General features: G+C 52.1%; 23 protein-coding genes. 7 read left to right on the top strand and 16 right to left on the bottom strand.

What is annotated here, in order from left to right:
• Together DFQ01_RS13925 and DFQ01_RS13930 are read left to right on the top strand one after the other, a co-directional pair.
• Window positions 1–1,884 (top strand): prenyltransferase/squalene oxidase repeat-containing protein, encoded by a 1,884-nt coding sequence (locus tag DFQ01_RS13925; protein ID WP_245946675.1) that lies wholly within the window; start codon window positions 1–3, stop codon window positions 1,882–1,884.
• An 81-nt stretch (window positions 1,885–1,965) separates the two neighbouring features.
• Window positions 1,966–2,295, top strand: coding sequence for a DUF1904 family protein (locus tag DFQ01_RS13930; protein ID WP_110044494.1), 330 nt, complete (start codon window positions 1,966–1,968; stop codon window positions 2,293–2,295).
• Between the two features lie 102 nt (window positions 2,296–2,397).
• Here DFQ01_RS13930 and DFQ01_RS13935 read toward each other — a convergent pair whose 3' ends face one another.
• Window positions 2,398–2,637, bottom strand: a complete 240-nt coding sequence (locus tag DFQ01_RS13935; RefSeq protein ID WP_245946676.1) for a PLDc N-terminal domain-containing protein — start codon at window positions 2,635–2,637, stop codon at window positions 2,398–2,400.
• A 52-nt stretch (window positions 2,638–2,689) separates the two neighbouring features.
• Window positions 2,690–3,454, bottom strand: coding sequence for a GNAT family N-acetyltransferase (locus tag DFQ01_RS13940; RefSeq protein WP_174812813.1), 765 nt, complete (start codon window positions 3,452–3,454; stop codon window positions 2,690–2,692).
• Window positions 3,455–3,604: 150 nt separating this feature from the next.
• Here DFQ01_RS13940 and DFQ01_RS13945 point away from each other — a divergent pair, with 150 nt between their 5' ends.
• Window positions 3,605–3,796: a hypothetical protein gene (locus DFQ01_RS13945; RefSeq protein WP_110044496.1), complete on the top strand. Its 192-nt coding sequence runs from the start codon at window positions 3,605–3,607 to the stop codon at window positions 3,794–3,796.
• Window positions 3,797–3,911: 115 nt separating this feature from the next.
• On the top strand, window positions 3,912–4,256 hold the full coding sequence (locus DFQ01_RS13950; protein WP_110044497.1) for a hypothetical protein: 345 nt from the start codon (window positions 3,912–3,914) through the stop codon (window positions 4,254–4,256).
• Between the two features lie 148 nt (window positions 4,257–4,404).
• On the opposite strand, the gene DFQ01_RS13955 is transcribed toward DFQ01_RS13950, so the two are convergent.
• Complete coding sequence (locus DFQ01_RS13955) at window positions 4,405–4,911, bottom strand: ferritin (protein ID WP_110044498.1); 507 nt, start codon at window positions 4,909–4,911, stop codon at window positions 4,405–4,407.
• A 342-nt stretch (window positions 4,912–5,253) separates the two neighbouring features.
• Between DFQ01_RS13955 and DFQ01_RS13960 the strand changes: the two genes are divergently transcribed.
• A complete protein-coding gene (locus tag DFQ01_RS13960; RefSeq protein WP_425452399.1) occupies window positions 5,254–7,086 on the top strand; it encodes an LTA synthase family protein in 1,833 nt (610 codons plus the stop codon).
• A 97-nt stretch (window positions 7,087–7,183) separates the two neighbouring features.
• Here the strand turns inward: DFQ01_RS13960 and DFQ01_RS13965 are convergent, their stop codons facing one another.
• The gene (locus tag DFQ01_RS13965; RefSeq protein ID WP_110044500.1) at window positions 7,184–8,653 is read right to left on the bottom strand and encodes a S41 family peptidase; all 1,470 of its coding nucleotides are present in this window, start codon (window positions 8,651–8,653) and stop codon (window positions 7,184–7,186) included.
• 57 nt (window positions 8,654–8,710) lie between these two features.
• Window positions 8,711–9,700, bottom strand: a complete 990-nt coding sequence (locus tag DFQ01_RS13970; protein WP_110044501.1) for a Gfo/Idh/MocA family protein — start codon at window positions 9,698–9,700, stop codon at window positions 8,711–8,713.
• Between the two features lie 181 nt (window positions 9,701–9,881).
• On the opposite strand from DFQ01_RS13970, the gene DFQ01_RS13975 reads away from it, so the two are divergent.
• Window positions 9,882–10,982: a hypothetical protein gene (locus DFQ01_RS13975; protein WP_110044502.1), complete on the top strand. Its 1,101-nt coding sequence runs from the start codon at window positions 9,882–9,884 to the stop codon at window positions 10,980–10,982.
• Between the two features lie 118 nt (window positions 10,983–11,100).
• Window positions 11,101–11,919: a Cof-type HAD-IIB family hydrolase gene (locus tag DFQ01_RS13980; RefSeq protein WP_110044503.1), complete on the top strand. Its 819-nt coding sequence runs from the start codon at window positions 11,101–11,103 to the stop codon at window positions 11,917–11,919.
• A gap of 233 nt (window positions 11,920–12,152) precedes the next feature.
• Here DFQ01_RS13980 and comI read toward each other — a convergent pair whose 3' ends face one another.
• The 11 genes from comI to DFQ01_RS14030 form a co-directional block, all read right to left on the bottom strand.
• Complete coding sequence (comI, locus tag DFQ01_RS31380) at window positions 12,153–12,248, bottom strand: competence inhibitor ComI (RefSeq protein WP_219993697.1); 96 nt, start codon at window positions 12,246–12,248, stop codon at window positions 12,153–12,155.
• A 131-nt stretch (window positions 12,249–12,379) separates the two neighbouring features.
• Entirely contained in the window at window positions 12,380–12,871 is a 492-nt protein-coding gene (locus DFQ01_RS13985) for a P-loop NTPase family protein (protein WP_110044504.1), read from the bottom strand.
• A gap of 40 nt (window positions 12,872–12,911) precedes the next feature.
• On the bottom strand, window positions 12,912–15,416 hold the full coding sequence (locus tag DFQ01_RS13990; protein WP_110044505.1) for an ATP-dependent DNA helicase: 2,505 nt from the start codon (window positions 15,414–15,416) through the stop codon (window positions 12,912–12,914).
• An 85-nt stretch (window positions 15,417–15,501) separates the two neighbouring features.
• On the bottom strand, window positions 15,502–15,726 hold the full coding sequence (locus DFQ01_RS13995; protein WP_110044506.1) for a hypothetical protein: 225 nt from the start codon (window positions 15,724–15,726) through the stop codon (window positions 15,502–15,504).
• A 50-nt stretch (window positions 15,727–15,776) separates the two neighbouring features.
• Window positions 15,777–15,965, bottom strand: coding sequence for a hypothetical protein (locus DFQ01_RS14000; RefSeq protein WP_110044507.1), 189 nt, complete (start codon window positions 15,963–15,965; stop codon window positions 15,777–15,779).
• A 365-nt stretch (window positions 15,966–16,330) separates the two neighbouring features.
• Entirely contained in the window at window positions 16,331–17,416 is a 1,086-nt protein-coding gene (locus DFQ01_RS14005) for a sulfate ABC transporter substrate-binding protein (protein ID WP_110044508.1), read from the bottom strand.
• 40 nt (window positions 17,417–17,456) lie between these two features.
• Window positions 17,457–18,521 (bottom strand): sulfate/molybdate ABC transporter ATP-binding protein, encoded by a 1,065-nt coding sequence (locus tag DFQ01_RS14010; RefSeq protein WP_110044509.1) that lies wholly within the window; start codon window positions 18,519–18,521, stop codon window positions 17,457–17,459.
• 3 nt (window positions 18,522–18,524) lie between these two features.
• Window positions 18,525–19,322: a sulfate ABC transporter permease subunit gene (locus DFQ01_RS14015; protein WP_110044510.1), complete on the bottom strand. Its 798-nt coding sequence runs from the start codon at window positions 19,320–19,322 to the stop codon at window positions 18,525–18,527.
• Complete coding sequence (gene cysT, locus DFQ01_RS14020; RefSeq protein WP_110044511.1) at window positions 19,319–20,134, bottom strand: sulfate ABC transporter permease subunit CysT; 816 nt, start codon at window positions 20,132–20,134, stop codon at window positions 19,319–19,321. The genes DFQ01_RS14015 and cysT overlap by 4 nt, the downstream gene beginning before the upstream one ends.
• Window positions 20,135–20,383: 249 nt before the next feature.
• On the bottom strand, window positions 20,384–21,016 hold the full coding sequence (locus tag DFQ01_RS14025; protein ID WP_110044512.1) for a YigZ family protein: 633 nt from the start codon (window positions 21,014–21,016) through the stop codon (window positions 20,384–20,386).
• A complete protein-coding gene (locus tag DFQ01_RS14030) occupies window positions 21,016–22,365 on the bottom strand; it encodes a glucose-6-phosphate isomerase (RefSeq protein ID WP_110044513.1) in 1,350 nt (449 codons plus the stop codon). Before DFQ01_RS14030 ends, DFQ01_RS14025 begins: the two co-directional genes overlap by 1 nt.
• Between the last annotated feature and the right edge of the window lie 52 nt (window positions 22,366–22,417).

Below are 22,417 nucleotides of genomic sequence, written 5' to 3' on the forward strand. Positions count from 1 at the left end.
ATGGATTGGCAAGCGATTAACCATCGAATCAATCGCATGTCCGAGCAGCTGCAGGCTATGCAGTCGCCGGATGGCGCCTGGCGAATGTGCATCGACTGTGGTACGATGAGCGACTGCTATTTTCTAACGACGCTAAGGCTGCTGGATGTTCGGGATGAACCACTTATCCGCGCGTTAGCTGATCGGATCGTCTCCCGTCGCGAACCAGAAGGCTCTTGGAAGCTGTTCCCTGACGAGCATGAAGGCAGCCTCGATACAACGACGGAAGCACTGCTTGCGCTGCTCATCTCCGGCCACTACCGGGATGGCGATCCCATTATCGATCAAGCGAAGCAGTTCATTCGTTCACGCGGAGGGTTGAATAACGTTCAGTCCCTGCTTACTCAGTCTCTACTCTGCGTGACCGGACAGGCGGAATGGCCGCAATCGTTCCGCATCCCGCTTAATGCGATGTTCGCAAAGGACGGCCCACTGCCGACCTTGTTCCAAATGTCTGGTCATGCCCGGGTCCATCTCGTGCCGATCATTATGATGGCGAACAAACGATTTGCGCTGCGCACGGCACATACGCCGGATCTGTCCAGCCTATTCCTCGACGGAAGCCGCCGCTTTCAGAACGATGCTTCCATCATCTCCGTATTAAACGGCTTGTTCGGTTCACTGATCGGCTTGCTGTCACCAGACGATGAGAGCCTGTACCGACAAGCTGAATCATTCCTGCTCGAACGGCTCGAACCTGACGGTACACTGCTTACTTACTCCACAGCGACGGTACTTATGCTGCTTGCCCTCGTCTCCATCGGCCGCTCGCCGTCTGATCCGATCATGAATGAAGGCATTCGCGGCACGCGGACATTGCTCTGCAGCGACCCGCCAATGGTCCAGATTGCAACGCCTACGGTGTGGGACACAGGCATGCTGGCCTATGCACTCGGCAAAGCAGGCCTTCCTTCTACGCATGATACGATGCAGCGTGCAGCCCGCTACCTGCGGCTTCGTCAGCATACTCGCTACGGCGACTGGGCCATTCGTGCGCCGAACACACCGCCTGGCGGCTGGGGCTTCTCGAACGTCAGCACGCGCTATCCGGACTGCGACAGTGCAGCAGCCGCTCTCCGCGCCTTCGTGACAGACCCATCCGCTACCCTGCCTCATAAACCAGCCTCAATACCGGCAGACGACTGGGACCGCGGTCTTCACTGGCTGTTGGCCATGCACAACGACGATGGCGGCTGGCCTGCCTTCGAGCGCAACGGCAAACCGCTGCCTGTCGGCCTGTTCAACTATTCCGGCACAGCGGATATCGTCAACGATCTGTCTCATGCCGACCTCACTTCTCGTGTGCTCCACTTCCTCGGCGAAGATCTGGGCATGACGACCAAGCAGCAGTGGCTGGACCGCTCAGCCCGATGGGTACTGTCCCAGCAAGAGAAGAACGGCAGTTGGTTTGGTCGTTGGGGCATTACGTATACGCACGGCACGGGCACCGTCATGCTCGGATTAACAGCGGTAGGTGTAAAGCCGGATCACCCTGCCATTGCACGGGCGCTGCGCTGGCTGCTCTCGGTGCAGAACGCCGACGGCGGCTGGGGAGAGTCGTGCTACAGCGACCAGCAGCGCCATTACATCCCGCTCGGCGCCAGCACCCCGTCACAGACCGCGTGGGCGCTTGATGGACTCATTGCAGCGCTGCCGTCCCCCACGAAGGAATTGGAACGTGGCGTCGACGCACTGCTTCACTCCCTCGACGTGCAGCCTGCACAGCTGAACCGCTATCCGACAGGCGCAGGGCTAGCCGGTATGGTCTATGTCCATTATGAAAGCAACAACTGGATTTGGCCGCTGCTTACGCTCGCTAGATTGCGGCGCAAATTCCACTCTTAACGCGTACATGCTACAATGAAGCCATTCCAGGCGTGCGGAATGGCTTCTTCAGCCTGCGCCTACTTGAAAGGAGCTTACACTATGCCACACCTATTATTCCGTGGATTACAACCTGAGCAGCTTCGTGAGGCAGCAGCACCGCTTGCCGAGGAGCTCGCTGTCATCTGCGACTGCGGAACCGACAACTTCACGATGGACTGCTTACATACGACTTCTGTATTCGGAGGAACGGGAGCTCGTTCATTCCCGTTCGTTGAGGTTTCTTGGTTCGAGCGCGGCAGCGAAGTGCGCGACAAATTCGCCGCTGCGGTCACCGCGCAGCTGGCCAAGCTCGGCTTGACCGAGATCGAAGTGGCGTTCCGAACGTATCGTGAGGACAGCTACTACATTGACGGACAGCCATGCGGCTAAGCTGGCGCTGTTCGATCGGTAAGCTAGTGCCAGACAACAAAGCGGTCCGCAGCAAGCGCTTCATGCGCCGCTCGGACCGCTTTTTTTTGCCCGCAAGCATCCTCACCTGTTAGATCGAATCAGTAAGTACACAATTAACCCGATAATCGGGAAGAAGAAAATGAGCGCGGCTACACCAAGGGCATAAATCGGCTCATTCCCCCGTCGAACTGCATCCCGATAAGCCCATACGATCGAGACGATATGAAGCACGAAGAACAACAAGCTGAACAACACGAAGATCACGAACATGAATGCAAAGCCATTCCCGATTCCGCTCACAGCCGATGCCCCACCATTCAAACGTATCACCCCCTTCATTTAGTTTCCATATGAAAGGGTTATACGACCAAAATCAGGAAAAGGTTGCAACAGGCTTCAGCCGGTACCAGTACCGATACGCTTCGGCAAACCCGACCTTCCCGTACAGACGAACTGCCGGTGCGTTGTCCAGCACAACAGCGAGATAAGCCTCCGTTGCACCGCTCAGCTTCGCCCACTTCAGCAAATTCAGCACAAGCTGTTCCCCATACCCCTGGTTCCGGTATGCTGGCGCAGTGACAATGCTGTACAGCCCGGTGTATCCGTCCTCCAGCACCGCATAGCCGCAAGCAACGTCCTGATTTCCCTCGTACAAAATAACAAAGCATGCCGGCTTCTCCAGCCGTGCCAGCATCTGCTGCATGACCGCCATATCCAGCTTGCTGCTGCCGCTCATCTCCGCATAACGAGCCAGCCACCGATCCGTTGGCTTCAAACTCATCTCAACGGTCTGCTTCGCAGGCTCAGAGACGTTGGCAAGCGAGCAGGTCATTACCGCCGTCGCCCCCTCCTTCTCATATCCGCTAGCCGACAGCTGATGGTCGAGCGGCGACAGCCGCGGTTCATCCGTCATTTTGAATATCGATGGCAGTCCTTGCTCCGCATACATCCGCTCAACCGCATCGATCTTGCCGGCCCAATCCGACACACCCGTCGTCTGATCATGCAGCGGATATACAGAATTCGCCCGTTTCGTATACCCGCACGTGAAGCAGACCTTCCAACCTTCAAAATCGACCGTATGCAGCGCCGGCCAAGCATTCATCATCATTTGCTCCACCTTCAATTGCTTAGTCAATTGCCTCATCCTCCGTGGCTTATTATGAATACATTATACATATCAATGAATAAATATTCAACCCAAAAAGGAGAGCAATCGTCCCCCTTGACCTTCGCTTCAAGACATGCTATCGTTCCATTATTAAGACGTTGACAAAGGAGTACCCTTATGAGCGAACCTATCGAACCAGCAGCAGAGAAGAAGCTGTCGCAGGCAGAGAAAGCGAAGGCGCTTCTCGCACAGAAGAAACAAGGCAAGAACGGCGGCCAACAACAACATCAAGGTTCCGGCGGCGTATCGGCGATGAAAAGCCAGAACAATGCGAAACCACAGAACCATCGGAGAAAAATGGGTGTGTAGCGAATGCTTCACACCTTTTTTCTGCCTATAGCTCGATATCCCTATATGCGTGGGCAATTGTCCGTGTTATAATGTAAGCGCTGACAATACTTCCGACGAGGGGGCTTGAGGAAGAATGCGTGTAGCGCCAAATTCTATTCGTAATTTGTATGACTTTGAGGTCGAGCGGGATATTTTATTTTTCAAAGTCAACAGGCAGGGACTTGTTAGCTTCCACGGGGTCAATTACAACCTAAAAAAACCAATGACGCGGGAACAGCTAACCAAGCTGACGAAGGAAGGTACTTTCGCAGAGGTGGCATCGAACTGCTACGTCAATCTGCTAAAGGTGCTCGCAATGAACGAAGACAGTGTATGTCTAGGTGCTGATTCGACTGGTGCAAAGAACTTGCCGCTAACGAAGCGTCAACTGCAAGGATTGAAGTCGAGAATGATGGCTTCCCGCCGCATTCCGTCCTAGTTCGAAGAGGTTACGCATAACCGTATCGCTCCACAACAAAAAGCTGCTCCGCAGGCCATGGACCCATGACCTACGGGCAGCTTTTTTCAATATCTTCAACTATCAGGAACCTCTTCAGAATCCGGACGTATTAACGTATAATTAACGTTTATTCACCAGCAGGAGGCGTAAAGCTGCGTGCCGCGAATGCTTCGTCCATCATATAGAAAGCATTGCTGTCTTTATCGATGCGCTTCAGCTTCTGAATAATACCGTCGAACAGCGCTTCCTCTTCTACTTGCTCATCGATGAACCACTTCAAGAAGCCGATCGTCGCATGCTCGCGGTCGTTCCAAGCAAGGTCGGACAAGCGGTAGAACCGCTGCGTATTTACCTGCTCATGATGGTAACCGTCCTCGAACGCCTCAATAATCGAGCCGTATTCGTTCTTTGGTGCGCCAAGTGCATCCAGCGTCGCACGTTTTCCGCGGTCGTTAAGAAACTTATAAATTTTCATCGCATGGAACCGTTCTTCCTCGGCTTGTACGATGAAGAAATTAGCGAATCCGTCAAGGCTCTCTCCCGAACAATAAGCTGCCATTGCCAGGTAGACGTGTGCAGAGTAGAATTCGAAGTTCATCTGCTCATTAAGTGCTTCAACTAACGTATCTTTCATGGTGAATCAGCTCCTTCCAATCTTTTCTTGCGCTTGCTTGAACCTAGTATAGTATATGCCAACAGCAATCGACAATGAAAAATGCCACAAATCAGACAAAATTCATAGATGAAGAGAAGTGTTATCATTGCTTCATAAATGATAAATTTAGTTAGGCTAATTAACCAAGTTTTGAGGTCTGCTTACAATTCCGTACCGGACTGGTAGTTTTAAAATGTTGACATGAGTGGCCGGAGTTGTAAAATACACTATAGACATTTGGCAAAGAGCAAGGAGTGCATACAAGTGGCCTTATTAAATCGAATACTGCATCGAAGGTTTTTTTATTTTACCATTCTCATTATGATCAAGAGCATCATCGCCTGGTTTGTCGTGTTCAACGAAGGTCCGTCGATTATGACGCTCGTTACGGAAATCCCGTTCTTCTGGGCGGTGTTCTGTGTCATTGAATGGTTAGCAGGCAAACGCAAGCTGCTGTACTACATGATAACGAACCTGTTACTGACGCTGCTATATTTTACAGTGCTCATGTATTACAAGTATTACGGCGTCATAGTCACGTATCATGCGATCGCTCAGGCAGACAAGGTAACGAAGGTCGGCAACAGTACGTATTCGCTGCTTGATCCTTATTATCTGCTTATTTTCATCGATATTATCGTTCTGGCTATTCTCGTCTACAGACCGAAGTACAAGTCGATTCGTCAATCGATCAGCACGAAGCCTGTTAACCGCAAAGTACTGACTTACGTCTTCGTCTTCTCGGTTGGTCTGTGCTTGTTCAACATCTGGCCGAACCGTGCAAGCATGAACGAGAACAAGCAGGCTGAAGAAATGGGCATTCTCAACTATGAGGTGTACACGATCTTCGCCGATACGAGCGGAGACGACGAAATCGTTGATCAATCCGAAATTACGCAAGATGCCATTAACGAGCTCAAAGGCGTGGCGCCATCGCTCAACCCACAATATTATGGCACTGCGAAAGGCAAGAACCTGATCATTCTTCAGATGGAATCGTTCCAAGACTTCCTGATCGGACTGAAGATTGACGGACAAGAAGTAACGCCGAACATGAATAAGCTCGTTAACGAGACGCTTCACTTCGATCACTTCTATACGATGGTTGGCCAAGGTACAACATCGGATGCTGAATTCGTCGTCAACACGTCGATGTATGTTCCGAAGCACGAAGCTGCAACGGAGCATTATGTGGACAAAGCACTGCCAAGCTTGCCGAAGCTGCTGCAAGCGAACGGCTATACAACCGCAACGTTCCATACGAACAGCGTAGAGTTCTGGAATCGCAAAGAGCTGTACCCTGCCCTTGGTTGGGAGAAATATTATGATCAGTCGTTCTTCGGTGACGATGATCACGTAGCGTTTGGCGCTTCCGACGCTATCCTGTACGAGAAAACGCTGGCGAAGCTGACCGAGATGGATCAAAGCGAGCAGCCGTTCTACGCACAGGTCATCTCGATGAGTGCGCACCATCCGTTCGATATTCCAGAAGAGAAGTATCACATGACGCTTCCGGAAGAGATGGAAGGCACGCTCGTCGGCAACTACATCCATGCACAGAACTATGCGGACTATGAGCTTGGCAAGTTCCTTGAAGGACTGAAGAGCAGCGGCCTGTGGGATGACAGTGTCATCATGTTCTATGGCGATCACCAGGGCTTGTCCCTCTACTCGCTGAAGAACAATGAGAAAGATATGCTCAAGGAACTGCTTGGACACGAGTATGGCTATACGGATATGTTCAAAATCCCGCTCGTCATTCACGCGCCAGGCGTTACTTCGCAAGCGACGATTGAGAAAACCGGCGGCGAGATCGACATCGCGCCAACGGCTGTAAACCTGCTTGGTATCTCTTATGACAACCAGATTCATTTCGGCCAGGACCTGCTTAACAATGATTCGAACGTCCTGCCGATGCGGCACTTCCTGCCGACTGGCTCCATCGTAACGGATTCCACGATGTTCCTCACAGGCAAAGCATTCGAGGACGGTACGGATTACAAGCTTGAAGACAGCACGGAAACGACTGAAGACACGGCGTCAGAACAGCAGTATTTGAACGCGCTGCGTCTGCTTCAGCTGTCGGACAGTTACGTGAAGCAGCTCCCTGACAAATCAACAACGACCTTGATTACGAAATCCGGCGTGGAATAATACCTTTATATCGAAAAGCCAAACGGCGGTGCAGATTGTAGTCTGCACCGCCGTTTTTGTTTGTATGCTGTATGCCAAATGCGAATAGCTCGCTGCGTTATTTTGTGCTGCTCTGGCTCGCACTTGAGTCCGTGATCGAAGCGATTAGACCCTTCAGCAGCTCTGAACCCTTCTGCTCCTGATAGTCCTCCTTCTTCAGCTTCTCCTGCAGCTCCTCCATCAGCTTGTTCATCGTACTATCGGCCGTCTCGCCGTTCGCTGGTTCGATGCCTTCAGCCTTCTGGAACCGGATAACAGCAGACTTCGTTGCCTCATCATAGACACCATCCGCCGCCCCTGCTGGATCGTAACCAAGCGCTTTGAGCATTTGCTGGAGCGTCTTGACAGAGTCCCCATAGTCACCCTGCTTCATGATCGTACCCGTCGGCAGAGCCGTCAGCTCCGTATAATCCGGCAGCGATACCTTCACGTCAGGCTCTACGCCCTTGCCATTAATCCAATTCCCCTTCGGTGTACGCCACTGCGCTTCCGTCAGACTAAGCACCGATAGGTCCTTGAATTGGCTGAAGCGCTGCACGACCCCTTTGCCGTACGTCGTCTCGCCGACGACTGTTGCACCTGCCGACTCCTTCAACGCGGCTGTAAGCACCTCTGCAGCGCTTGCTGAGTGACGATTCGTCAGCACCACGATCGGAAGCTTCCATTCCACTGTCTGTTTCGACTTGTACGTCTGCGTGCTTTTCTCTTCCTTAGAGACGACCTGAAGGATCGTCTTGCCCTTCGGAATGAGCTGGTCAGCAATCGTAATCGTCGGTACGAGGAGCCCGCCTGGGTTACTTCGAACGTCGAGCAGGAGCCCTTTCATTCCCTGCTTCGTGAGGTCGGCAATCGCATCCTTGAATTGATCTGCCGTCTTCTGCGCGAATCGCGAGATGACTACATAGCCGATACCATCGTCCTTCATCTCATACGTGACGGTCAGGACTGGGATCGTTGCGCGTGTCATCGTCACGGTAATCGGCTCCGTCTGCTCAGGACGGGACACCGTAATACTTACCTTCGAACCGATTTCACCGCGAAGCTGCTCAATAAGCTTGTCCAGCTCCATCCCTTTAATGGAGGTTCCTTCGACAGCCTGCAGCGTATCGTCTGCCTTCAGCCCTGCCTTCTCGGCCGGTGAGTCTTTAATGACGGAATCAATAATAAATGCGTTGTCTTCTTGACGAAGCTGAATGCCGATGCCGACAACCTCGCTCTCATAGTTCTGCACATAAGCTTCGCCGTTGTCACCGATGAGATACTTCGAGTATTTGTCGTTGAGCGACTTGACCATACCCTCCGTAGCGCCATCGATCAAGGCTTTCGGTTCTGCGCCGTTCAAATACTCCTTCATAATTTCATTGTAAGAGGCCGACAAGTTGTTGAAGGTCGCTTCCTTCAGAATCGGATGGCGTTCCCGCGTCCATACGACGCCGCCCGCGAATCCCGCTGCACCCGCCAGCACTGCGCCGAGCAGACAGATAACCGCAAAGCGCTGACGCGCGATTTGTGATGCGAATATTTTCATAAGTCAAACCAGCTTTCTTCTATATCTGATCTCGATGACACTGACACTTTGAGCTCATTAACCGTTCAAGACAACACGTGTACGCATACGCGCCGATTGCAGGCACGCGTCCACCAGCTTCATGTTTGCGATGGAATCCTCTGGCGGGTAAGGATATGGCGCCTCGCCGAACACCGCCTGTGCAAAATGGTCCGCTTGCAGCGTATAGTTATTGATGCCCTCGAATGGACCTTCTGAACGAGCGCCGTCCTTCGTATGTACGATGAATGGATCCGCGTCCGTGAACGCGCCTTTCAATTCAATCCGGCCTTCGGTGCCGAGAATCTCGATGCCTTGGCGATAGGCTGCCCACATGCCACAGTCGAACGTCATGCCGACGCCGCCTGCGAACTCGATAAGGCCGGAAGCCTGCATATCAACACCGCCATGCTCATCCGAGAAGAACGCATGCACCGTAGCCGCTTCAGGCTCCGCGCCAATGATCCAACGCGCTGCTGTGAGCGGATATACGCCGACGTCATAGATCGAGCCGCCGCCCCACTCCTGACGGTAGCGAACATTGCCGGCATCTGCCGCATTATTAAACGTGAAGCAGCTGTTAACAGCTCTCAGCTCGCCGATCTCGCCGGATGCGAGTATTTCCTTCGCGCGCGCAACACGCGGGTGCAGACGGTACATGAACGCCTCTACGAACAGGACGCCCGCCTTCTTGCATGCTTCGATCATCTCGATCACTTCTTCGGTATGAAGCGCTGCCGGCTTCTCGCACAGTACATGCTTACCGGCTTCAGCCGCCTTAATCGTCCATTCCTTATGAAGATGGTTCGGCAGCGGAATGTATACCGCATCAATGTCTGGATCAGCCAGCAGCTCTTCATAGGAGCCATATGCCTTCGGAATGTTCAGCTTCGCTGCTGTCTCCTGTGCCTTCTCGATGCCGCGGCTTGCGATTGCGGCAACCTCGCCCCGCTCCGACTTCTGAATCGCCGGGATAACACGATTAACAGCGATATAAGCAGAACCAATAACGCCCCAACGTAGTTTCATTGCTAGCTCTCTTTCCTTTCCTATATGAATGAAGCCGGTTCAATTACCGGATAAAGCCAATGGCTTATTCCATTATAAAGGACAATCGGCGGATATAAAAATGTGAACGAATCGTTCACAGCGATAGGTGGATTTTCCATTTATAATAAAAATAATCGATGTCGAGAGTGAGGGATTACAAGTGTCAACAGCTCATGCATCCAATCCAAATTCCACTCGTTCACATGGCAGCCTGCTCTTGTTCTTCGTGTTAGCCTTATGTATTTATGTCGTGGACATGCTGCTCGTCCGCATTGTACCTGTTATTCCATCCGAATCATCCGACCGATGGCTGGTGGGGGCGATTTGCTTTGATTTTGTGATAGTCGTTCCTTTGCTGTATTATGCGCTTGTTATACGGAAAAGGGAGAAGCGCTCGGCTGCATGGATGCATGCTTTACCGATCGCAGCACTTGGCGGCCTTCTTCTTCATGCAACGCTTCCTTCTCACTTACGAGGAGCTGTTGTCGTAGCTGAGGCACTGCTGCTGCCTATCGAGGCTGTATTCTTGATCGTGGAGCTTCGCATGGCGCTGTCCGTCTATCGCAGCGTTCGGCGCATGAAGCGTGAAGGCAGCTCATTCCCTGAAGCCGTGCAGCGTTCGCTAGGTCCAGGCAAGCTTGCCGCCTTTGTCCGTCATGATCTGTTCGTCGTTTATTATTTATTCGGTTCGTGGAGGGGACGCAAGGAAGAACGATCGTTTTCTACAGCTTCTGCACCTGTCCATCTATCGAATGAAACTTTCACCTATCATCGCCAGACATCTCTATTTCTGTTCGCAGCTATGCTGACGAAGGTGCTCGTCATCGAGAGCATCGTCGTTCATCTATTCGTTCGCATGTTGTCCGACTATGCGGCATGGATCATGACGGCTGGCTCTCTCTGGATCATCGCACTGCTCTGGGCGGACTGCCGTCGTTCCGTGCTCGAGCCGATTCGTCTGACGCAGGATGGTGTGGATTTGAAGTATGGGCTGCGGCTGAACGGTCCTATTCTTTATTCCGAGATTGCCAACGTGCAGTCCGGCATGGATCTGCAGCCGTCGAAGGAAGAGCGTAGGCGCTCCGCTGTTGCTCCAATGGTTACGCCTAACGTACGTATTACGATGCGGAATTCCGTGACGCTTGAAGGAATGCTTTTTCAGCCAAGGGAGGTTCGGGACATCTATATCGCAGTTGACGATCCAGTTGCATTCGCAGAATCGCTTCGGAGACGGTTATCATCGTCAATAGATTCCGTTTAATAGGTGCTTTTACCAACGAAGTTCCACTCCGATCAGAGAATCACTATTGCTGTAAGCGCAGCACATGCGCTACAATCTCCGTAACCGTAATAAGTAGAGAGGGAGAAACCGATCGACGATGTACAAACTAATTGCAATCGATATTGACGATACGCTGCTGAGCGACGAATTGGTTGTTACCGAAGGAACGAAGCAAGCGATGGCCGCTGCCATCGAGCAAGGCGTTCTCGTTACACTGGCAACAGGCCGCATGTACGCATCCGCGCGTAAAATTGCGAACCAGATTGGTCTGAACGTGCCGATTATTACGTACCAAGGTTCACTTATTAAGACGCTCATCGACGGAGAAGTGCTCTATGAGCGCAGCGTACCAACTGACGATGCGAAGCTGCTGAATGAATACTGCCTGAAGCATGGCCTCCATCTTCAGCTGTATGTAGACGACGTACTCTATGTACGCGAGGACAACGACAAGGCGAAGATGTACTCGAATTTGTCCAAAATCCCTTACGTTGTCGCTGCAGACTTCGACGAACTGCTGAACAAGCCGCAAACCAAAATGCTCATCATCGACGATCCCGATCTGCTCGATCGCGTAGCGGAACAACTCAAGCCGATCATGGGCGAACGTGTACACATTACGAAATCGAAACCGCACTACTTGGAATTCACACATAAAGAAGGAACGAAGGGCCACGCGCTTCGCTTCCTCGCTGAACATATTGGCAGCACTTCCGAGCACGCGATTGCGATCGGAGACGCTTGGAACGACCGCGAAATGATCATAGAAGCAGGCCTCGGCGTTGCGATGGGCAATGCCTTGCCCGCACTGAAGGAAATCGCGAACTACGTGACGCTCACGAACAATGAGGAAGGCGTCCGCCACGTCATTGAGAAGTTTGTGTTGAACGCTGAACGTGAAGCAGTTCATTCTTAGAACGAGAAAGCCCGTCCTTGGGGGACCGGCTTTAACAACAATTTGCGGATTGATCCAAGCGTATGGTTTCAACACACATCCCGGTTCACTTCTTTTTCCAGTTGTGTTATCATACTACTAAAGAAGAAGCCGAGTGCTGGTACACTCGGCATAACAATTGGCTTGGATGGGATATCCCTTCTAAGTTATCCAGAAAAGAAACCCACCTTGGGCGGCAACCTTCGGGTGGGTTTTTACTTTTTCTTGTTGTTTGAATTAATGTATGTTAAAAGTGCAAGGATAAACGATCCAAATAGAAACATGATCGTTAACGCATCCTTAACCTCCATGGCCTCACCTCCTTTCGAAGGGAAACCATGCCCACCCAAGATTCAATTGTCTTTGCTATTGTACCATTATATTCCACAATGAAAAAGAACGATTGTTCGATGATTTGGAGTTATTAACTTAACTCCACACCTTAACCAAGCCCAAGCTCCTTCGAATCTGCCACTCGCATAATCTTCCCTTGATACGGCTTCAACCTTGCTTCAAACTCCGCTCTGTTTCGTTCGAAATCGTTCGTCCACTGATACATATTGCGAAGCATCTTCAGATCCGACTTGTAATGGCATTTTTCTATTCCGATCTGCTGCTTCACATAACGAGCGAATATGCGATATCGTCGCTTCCACAGCGGCGGGTCAAGCACAATGATCGTATCCGCCATCTCGTAGAGACAGCGATATGACGATCGATCCACGCCTTCGAATATCCAGCCATCACTGCTCTGATCGATGTCCGCGATGACCTCCTGCTGCTTCTCTGGCGTCCGCTTGTAACGCCCCTCATCGGACTGGTGGTATACGACGCAGTCCAGCTCATGCCACGGGATGTTCAGCTGTTTCGATAACCGCTTTGCCAGCGTTGTTTTGCCGCTTGCGACGATGCCGATAATGTAGATCTTGCGCATCCCATATCGCCCTCCTAGACCAACATGCATGCAACTGAGCTCAGACTAGACTGTTTGCTCGGATCACCGTATAGTTCCGCCACTCCGTCGGCAGCAGCCGATTGTAAGGCTGCGCCAAATAGCGGTCATCAATTAACAGCAGTCGGCCTCGATCATGCTCCGAACGAATCAGTCTTCCACCAGCCTGCAGCACCTTGTTCATCCCAGGATACACATAGGCATAGTCGAATCCATTCCGTTCCGATCGTTCGCAGTACTCGCGAATCATATCTCGCTCCAGCCCCACCTGCGGCAGCCCTACGCCAACGACAGCGACAGCCGTCAGCCTGTCCCCTGCCAAATCTACGCCCTCTGAGAAAATACCGCCCATAACGGCGAAGCCAACCAGCGCCTCTGTACGGCCCACTCGGAAGGAGGCAAGGAATGCCTCACGCTCCTCTTCGCTCATTACGCCAGTCTGCACGATCGTTCGAACGGGTAATGGCGGCGGCTCAACCGCAAGCAGCGACATGAACGGCTCGTACACCTGGTTCATATACTCATAGGACGGGAAGAACACAAGCGAGTTCCCCGCCTGCTTGCTAACCAAGTCATACAGCGCCCGCGCAATCGGCTGGTAGCTTCGATCCCGATCTCGGTAACGCGTAGAGAGCGGCATGATCTTGACCTCTAACTGCTCATGCGTGAAAGGTGATGGAACAGACACCGAATAGTCCTGTTCGTTATCCCCGCCAAGCAGATCAATGTAATAAGGCATTGGCGACAAAGTAGCAGAGAAGAAAATGTGCGCACGGAACCCTTTGCCCGCTTGCCGCAGCAGATGCGACGGATCAAGACAGAACAGCTTGAGCCGCACCTCGCTCTTCCAATGCTCGACGATTGTAATGTATCGCTCATCGTAGAGCTTCGCAATGCGAGCCAGCTGCTGTGCCGCATAGTAGGCATCCAGCAGCAGCGCTGCAGCCTCTGGTGCGACGGCGGATGCAGCACCTCCAGAAGATGAGGCAAGCTCCTGCGCAGCCTCCTCCGCGAACGACTCTACTCGTCCGATTAGGTCAGCCGGCATCCCCAGAGAGACGGCTTGTCCATTGCCAAGCGACGTCCAGGAGACTGGCGCATTCTCCTTCGCAGCAGATGCATCGTCCGATGCATCTGCCTTATTTTCCGAGAACAAATCGCCACTTCTAAGTTCCTCAATCGCATCTACACGAGCTCCGTTACCGTCACTCGACAAGCTTTTGCGCAGCTCAAGCAGCCAGTCATTGACCGCCTTCGCAGCCTTATGCAGCCCCGTATTAACTCCCTTATAAGCACGCGTCAGCTGCAAATATGCATCCTTGTTCAACGCTGCCGAGTACATCTCGCGGCCCCGATCGACCAAATTATGCGCCTCGTCCACGAGCACCGCCGTCTGCTTCTTCCGCTCCTCGAACATGCGCTTCAAGCTGATTCGTGGATCAAATATGTAGTTGTAATCGCCAATTATCGCATCAGAGGCATAGGCGGCATCGAGCGACATTTCGAACGGACAAACCCGATGCTTGCGTGCATACTGCTCAATAACCGCTCGCGTCATGATCGTCTCATGGCCCAGCATATCGAGCAGCGCCTCATTGATTCGGTCGTAATACCCCTCTGCAAAAGGACAATGCTCCTTCGAGCACCGCACTTCCTCTTGGAAGCAAATCTTGTCCTTCGCCGTCAGCGTGACCACATGCATATGAAGACCACCCGCCTGCATAAGACGGAATGCATCCTCCGCAGCAACCCGTGTAATCGTCTTCGCCGTCAAATAGAACAAATGCGAGAGCCGCTCCTCACCGATCGCTTTCACCGCTGGAAACAGTGTCGATATCGTCTTGCCGATGCCAGTTGGCGCCTTCGCGAACAGCTTGGCCCCACCCGTCACCGCCTGATAGACCGCAGCTGCGAACTTCCGCTGACCCGCCCGATATTCGGGAAAAGGAAACACCAGCGCCTTCGCGCTCTCCAGCTTCCGCTCCGTATGCTGAGCCATCAAGCGCGCATAAGGCGCATAGAGGCGCACAGCGTCCATAACCGTATCAAGCAGCCGGCTGCGGTTCAGCACCCGTACGAAGGCACGCCGCTCGCCTGTCGTCGAGCTCACGTATGTCAGTCGAACCCGCATCTCATCCAGCTGATGATCAAGTCCGTATATGTAAGCATAGCAAATCGCCTGTGCCCAATGGACGACAGGCGCCTCTTCTCCGTTCTCTGGCAGCATGCCCGACATCGACTTAATTTCATCGATCATCATGCCGTCATCCGTGTGCAGAAGACCATCGCATCGGCCCTCGATAAGGAAACGGATGCCTTCATAATCAAGCTCTGTCTTCAGCTCGTACTCCTTCACATCTTGAGGACCATATTCGATTTGAATCGCTTGGTGGATTCTCGTTCCTTCAGCAAGTGCAGCCGCTGAGCGAAAGCCGGATACGATATCTCCGCTTCGATAAGCATATTCGACGAGCTGTCGAACAGACAGCTGCACGGATGGTAGGTTATGAACCTGCTCCTGCTCCACGATATACACAGCTCCTAACGGCAGCTAGCCAGAACATTCGTTCCTCCCATTGTAGCACGCCGTCACTTGAATGTGCACATCTTGGTTAAGCGCTCGGGAAGCTCACTGACTCGACATAACTGAGCACGACATACTCCGCATCGCCATCCGCCTTCCGTATCGTCGCATACGACTGCTGTACAGCCTCCAGAATGCCCGTAACGACTACGGCTGCCGTGGAGAGGACCGTCGTGTCTCCAATATGATTGAGCAGCAATTTGTAGATGGCTGTACCCGATTGAGCCGCCATGTTGTTGAATTCAACGCCCATCCGAATACCTCCCTTCCGATAAAATGGTCCAGATAACGTCAATCCCATCCTTACGATTCAACCGAGGGCATCCCTATCACTTCAACATTGGTTATAAAATAATAAGGAATCGTCATCGTCGTCTGCGTATTGAACAAAAGCTGCAGATCACCTAACGATGAGACCGTCCCAATGGCGCCGCCAATTGGCTGGCCAGGTGTCGTTATGACAATATCTGTTCGAGTGGAATAAGCGTGCATTCCTTTCTTCTATGACGAACGATCCGCTGAACATAAGGCTTAAGCCGTCGAGCCGCCATCCGTTTCCTCCGGTGCACTTTCGTACGTCCACATGCCCGCACGCTGCCGCTCCGTCTCATCCGCCGTTTACGGTTTCTTAACCGGCTGCGCAGCTGAATTCCATATATGGTCACGCTTACTCTCCTCCGCCTTTATATGCTGTTATTATAGGATATGGGGAGGGTTAGCCGATGGAGTAGGGGAATGACAGTAGGCCATACCCTGTTTTTGTGAACGACAAAAAAGCTCCGACGCGGCTTAAGCCAAGCATCAGAGCTTTCAATATACCTATATGACAAATCTAAATTCCATGTCGAGGCAGGTCATTAGATACCCGCAAGTACCTGATACCATACACCCTTCTTGGAGTAAAGCGTATCGCGAACGCTGCTCCAGCCGCCCAAGTATTCGATATCGAACAATCCCTTCGGCTGCTCGAACTGATCCTTGACCTTCTCAGCCGTCTTCGCGTTCACTGGACGGAACCCGTACTCTGCGAAAATCTGCTGTGCTTCTTCCGACACCAGATAGTCCACGAATGCCTGCGCCACTTCCTCGACGCCATGCTTCTTCGCATTCTTGTTCACGACTGCAGCCGGATTCTCGATCAGAATCGTGTCATCTGGAATGACAATCGTATACGGCACACCTTGCCGGATACGCGCACGAAGCTCGTTCTCATACGTCACGATCACATCGCCAACGCCATATTCGAATGCCGCCATCGATGCACGTCCGCTCTTATCAAGCGACTCTACGTTTTGATGGATGCTCTTCAAATACTGCTTCGCGTATTCAGGATCTTTGACACCTGTCTCCCGTTCCGACTTCTTCAGACCCGCACCGTAGATCGCATTAATGTCCCACTGTGCGCCGCCTGACGTTTTCGGGTTCGGATACAGTACCTTCACACCTTTGTTGGTCAGATCATCCCAGCTTTTAATGCCGAGCGGATTGCCTTCACGCGTACCAAGTACAACGACAGAGTCGGTAATCATCCCTTTATACGCATTGTCGGCCCAGTTGTCATCGATAAGTCCAGCCTTCTGGATTTTCTCAATATCAGTTGACATCGCCAAGGCAGCAACATCCGCATCGAAGCCGCCGATAATCGAACGTGCCTGTGTACCCGAAGCTTCATATGACTCTTGGAATACGACCTTCTGTCCTGTCTTCTTCTGCCACTGCTCTTGGAACTTCGGCAGCAGATCACCAAAGGCATCCTTCACAACCGAGTAAGCCCCGATAACGAGCGTAACATCGCCTTTATTCGATCCGTTCTGCTCCTGATCTGCACTAGTATTCGTCTCAGAACCACCACCGCAGGCCGTCAGCAGAAGGAGTATGCTGATTCCCGTCAATACGATCTGCACCCGTTGACGGGCAGCTTTGTTAGCTATCCATTTCCACATGAATATTGCCCCTGACCGCATTCTAGTAAACCGCGCCAGATTAAATGAAAATCGGCATCGGATCTTCTTTCAGCTTGTTCTCCATAATCCAGCTGTCATTGTCGTTGAACAGATAGGCGCGATGCACAAGTACGCTAAGCGCGTCGCCTGGATGCAGCACTTCCTTCTCCAGCGAACGGTACGTAATCAGCTTTGCATTGCCCACCTCGATCTCAACCATCCATTCGCTGCCGCGGAAGTGAAGCTGCTTCACACGCCCCTCCATTGCAGCAGATGCAAGACCAATCTCGCCTGGCTTGCCGATCTCGATATATTCCGGACGAATGAGAGCTTTTGTGCCCTGCCATGCAGCAGCCTCTTCAAAACCGCGAATCGCCCCGATATTTTCAATAATCGTAGATTCACCGATGAAGCCCGCCACGAACGGCGTCTCAGGGCTTTTATAAATATCCCAAGGCGTCCCTTTTTGCTCCAGACGGCCCTTGTTAATAATCATAATTTCGTCCGCAACCTCGATTGCTTCCTCTTGGTCATGCGTAACGAAGATCGACGTAATGCCTACACGTTCGATCAACTCTTTGAGCCATGTGCGCAGCTCGGTACGAATCTTCGCATCGATTGCTGCGAAAGGTTCGTCGAGCAGCAGCAGCTGCGGCTCAGGTGCAAGTGCACGAGCGAATGCAACACGCTGGCGCTGACCGCCAGAGAGCTGGTGCGGATAGCGATGCTCGAAGCCAAGCAATCCAGTCAGCTCGACGAGCTCCATAACGCGCTTTTTGATTTGCTCTTTGGATTGCTTCTTGATCTTCAGACCAAATGCGATATTATCGAATACCGTCATATGCTTGAACAGCGCATAGTTCTGGAATACAAAGCCGATGCCGCGCTCCTGTGGAGGCAGATCGTTCACGCGCTGGCCGAGAAACTCGATATCGCCAGATGTCGGCGTCTCGAGCCCTGCGAGCATGCGCAGAATCGATGTTTTGCCGCCGCCGCTTGGTCCGAGCAGACCGATCAGATGTCCCTTCTCAATCGTGAAGCTGACATCGCGCACCGCATGAAAATCGCCAAACTGTTTGTTTAAATTCCGCACCTCGATATGCATCGTCTAATGCACTTCCTTTCGTTTCTTCGCCCATTCCATGAGCAAAAGCAAGCCGACAGAGAAAGCGGCCAATACGAGTGCAACGCCGTTGGCTGCTGTCACATTAAAGTTCTCTACATCCTGATAGACGAGCGTTGTCGCTGTCTGGGTCTTATTAATAATGTTACCGGAAACGACCAGAACCGCACCGAACTCACCGAAACATCGTGCGACCGTCAGGACGACACCGTAGATGACGCCCCAGCGGATCGCTGGCCAAGTTACTTTCCAGAACGTGTACCATGAGTAAGCGCCCAGTGTTGAAGCCGCTTCCTCTTGGGAGGAACCAATCTCCTGCAGCACCGGCATAATCTCGCGAACCATCATCGGGAACGTCACGAACAGCGTTGCGATAACCATCCCTGGGAATGCGTATACGATACTAATGCCTGCATCATTAAGCAGAGAGCCAATCGCCGTGTTCGGACCAAGCAGCAGGACGATCATGAGACCGCCAATGATTGGCGATACGGCGAAAGGCAGGTCCAAAATACTGTTCAACAGCTGCTTCAGCTTACTCGGCAGCCACTCCGCTCGAACGAGGTAGAGCGACAGCATAACGCCAAACAGCGTATTGATGAGTGTAACTACGATCGTGATGAGTCCCGTCATCATGAGCGCATGTAGTGCTTCCGGCCGGCTTAATGCATCCACGAAGCCGCCCCAGCCATCGCCCATCGCTCCGGTAAAGATCCGAATTAACGGGATAATAATTAGAATGATAAAGATGATATACGTAATCGGAATCCAAACTTTTTTCATTTGCTGCTCCTCCTCGCTTGAACCCTGCTAACGATCCAAAGAATGAGGAAAGAGAAGGTTAACAAAAGAATGGATACCGCAGCTGCGCCTTGCGAATTATCGCTCTCAATTTCACCGTAGATATAGACGGAAGCGATAAGCGTTTTACCCGGAATGTTGCCAGCTACCAGTACAACTGCGCCAAATTCGGCGAGTGCCCGGGAGAATGCAAGCATGCCTCCGCTCAATACGCCAGGCAATATGGAAGGGAAAATGATTTGAATAAACGTCTTCGCCTTCGTTGCGCCCATCGTGTAGGCCGCTTCTTCCTCCGATTTGTCCAGCTCCTCCAGCAGCGGCTGTACGGCGCGAATAACAAATGGGAAAGTAACGAACACCATCGCCACGACGATCGCAGGTTCATGAAACACGATCTCGAAGCCCAGCTTCTCGGCAATCGACCCAACCGCACTATTCGGTCCGAGCAGCAGCAAAATCATTAATCCGCCTACTGCAGTCGGCAATGCGAACGGAAGATCGACGAGACTGTTGAGCAGCCGACGTCCGGCGAACTTATACCGGTTCAGCGTCCAGCCAATCATCGTGCCTATGAGAATGTTAATGATCGCTGCTATGAAAGCCAGCTTGACGGTTAACAGCACAGCCTTCCAAGCGAGTGGATCGGATATGCTTTCGTAGAAAGGCGTCCATCCTAGCGAGAATGATTGTGTGTAGATTCCAATAATCGGGATAACGATCAACAAAATGAAGTAGAGCATGACCGTGCTGCGGAAGCCGAAACTCCACCATCGGCTGCGGAACTTGAAATTCATATCAGTGGACAGACCTCCAAACCATCGGCTCGAGCCGTAGGACAACGTAGCTTGCCATTCTTGATATAACAATTCCTATTAAAGTACTTGGTATTCTTAATTTAGCAGACGAATCGGCACTCCGTCAATCCTTTATCGACAAAATTGATGCTTTGTAAAAAAATAGACATCTATGTAGACAAAGAGCCGCTCCATCCGATTGCGCATCGGAATGGAGCAGCTCTTCCGCATCCTGTTACTTGCTTAACGTTATTCACCGTCGATTCGATAGACTGCCTCGCCTTTCATAATGACGGCCTGCCCTTGCGTCAGATCCGTCACCCAAGCGATGAACGTATCTGCCTCTGACTCGATCGGCAGGCAGGTTACGGTCACGCGATCGGTAAAGTCAGTGCCTTCAACGCGCAGCTCGCGGCCGCGGAATTCATTCTCCAGCTTGCCGTACCACGTATAGTCGACATCGACGATGACTTCACGATGCAGGACGTACTCGATCGCTTCGCCAGCTTCCGTCGCTGCAACGGCACCGTCCGCGTAAGCGCGGATTAAGCCACCTGCGCCGAGCAGAATGCCCCCGAAGTAGCGAGTGACGACGATGGCGACATTTTTGAGACCCTGATTCTTGATGACCTCAAGAATAGGCTTGCCAGCTGTACCGCTTGGTTCGCCATCATCTGAGGCCTTCTGAATCTCGTCCCGCTCGCCGATGACATAAGCTGAACAGTTATGTGTTGCCTGCCGGTGCAGCTTCTTAATCCGCTCGATAAAAGCGATCGCCTCCTCCTCGGAGGCGACCGGCGTGCCATACCCGATAAAACGCGACTTGCGGATAACGATTTCTTTGTCGCCCTCGCGTCTTAACGTTCGATATCTAGGCAGCATTACAGACGAGCTTCCAGCTCCGCTTTTTCTTTCTCGTAGCCAGGCTTGCCGAGCAGTGCGAACATGTTCTTCTTGTATGCTTCAACGCCCGGTTGGTCGAACGGATTAACGCCCAGCAGGTAGCCGCTGATGCCGCAAGCTTTTTCGAAGAAGTATACCAGGTAACCAAACGTGTATGGCGTCATGTCCGCAATGTTGACAATCAGGTTCGGCACTTGACCGTCCGTGTGCGCAAGCAGCGTGCCTTCGAACGCTTTTTTATTAACGAAATCAAGCGTTTTGCCTTCGAGGAAGTTCAGACCGTCAAGGTCTTCTGCATCGCGCTGGATCGTGATGTGCTCCGCAACTTCCTTCACTTGGATAACCGTCTCGAAGATGTTACGGTTGCCCTCTTGGATGAATTGGCCCATCGAGTGCAGGTCCGTCGAGAAGTCTACGGATGCTGGATAGATGCCTTTATAGTCTTTGCCTTCGCTCTCGCCGAACAGCTGCTTCCACCATTCCGATACGAAGTGAAGCGATGGCTCGTAGTTTACGAGAATTTCAGTTGCTTTGCCTTTACGATACAGGGCGTTACGAACTGCAGCGTATTGGTACGCTTCGTTCTCTGCCAGGTTCGGGTTGCTGTATTCAGCTTGCGCGTCAGCAGCGCCTTTCATCATCGCGTCTACGTCGATGCCCGCAACTGCGATTGGCAGGAGGCCAACAGCCGTCAGAACGGAGTAACGTCCGCCTACATCGTCTGGAATGATGAACGACTCGTAGCCTTCAGCCGTTGCCAGCGTTTTGAGTGCGCCTTTAGCTTTGTCCGTCGTTGCGTAGATGCGTGCGCGAGCCTGTTCTTTGCCGTATTTTTTCTCGAGTGCGTCTTTGAAAATACGGAATGCAATAGCTGGCTCCGTCGTCGTGCCGGATTTGGAAATAACGTTAATCGACCAGTTGCGACCTTCAAGCAGCTGCAGCAGGTGCGTTACGTACGTCGAGCTGATGTTGTTGCCTGCGAAGAAAATTTGCGGCGTTTTACGGTTAGCGTCCGTCTGAACGTTGTAGAACGAGTTCGACAGCATCTCGATCGCTGCGCGAGCGCCAAGGTACGAACCGCCGATACCGATCACGATCAGCACTTCGGAATCGGATTGAATCTTCGAAGCCGCTTGCTTGATGCGCGCGAATTCTTCTTTGTCATATGCCGTTGGCAGGTCGATCCAACCAAGGTAGTCCGAGCCTGCGCCCGTGCCATTGTGCAGCTGCTCATGCGCAAGCTTCACTTGGCTTGTCAGGTAGTCAACCTCATGTTGGCCGACGAACGTCAATGCTTTGCTGTAATCAAATTGAACTGTTTTACTCATTAGTAAAGCCTCCCTATTCAAATCATGGTTTGAGGATGTGTTACAATTAGAT

Origin of the sequence: Paenibacillus cellulosilyticus (assembly GCF_003182255.1) — a bacterium.
Taxonomy (GTDB): domain Bacteria; phylum Bacillota; class Bacilli; order Paenibacillales; family Paenibacillaceae; genus Paenibacillus_T; species Paenibacillus_T cellulosilyticus.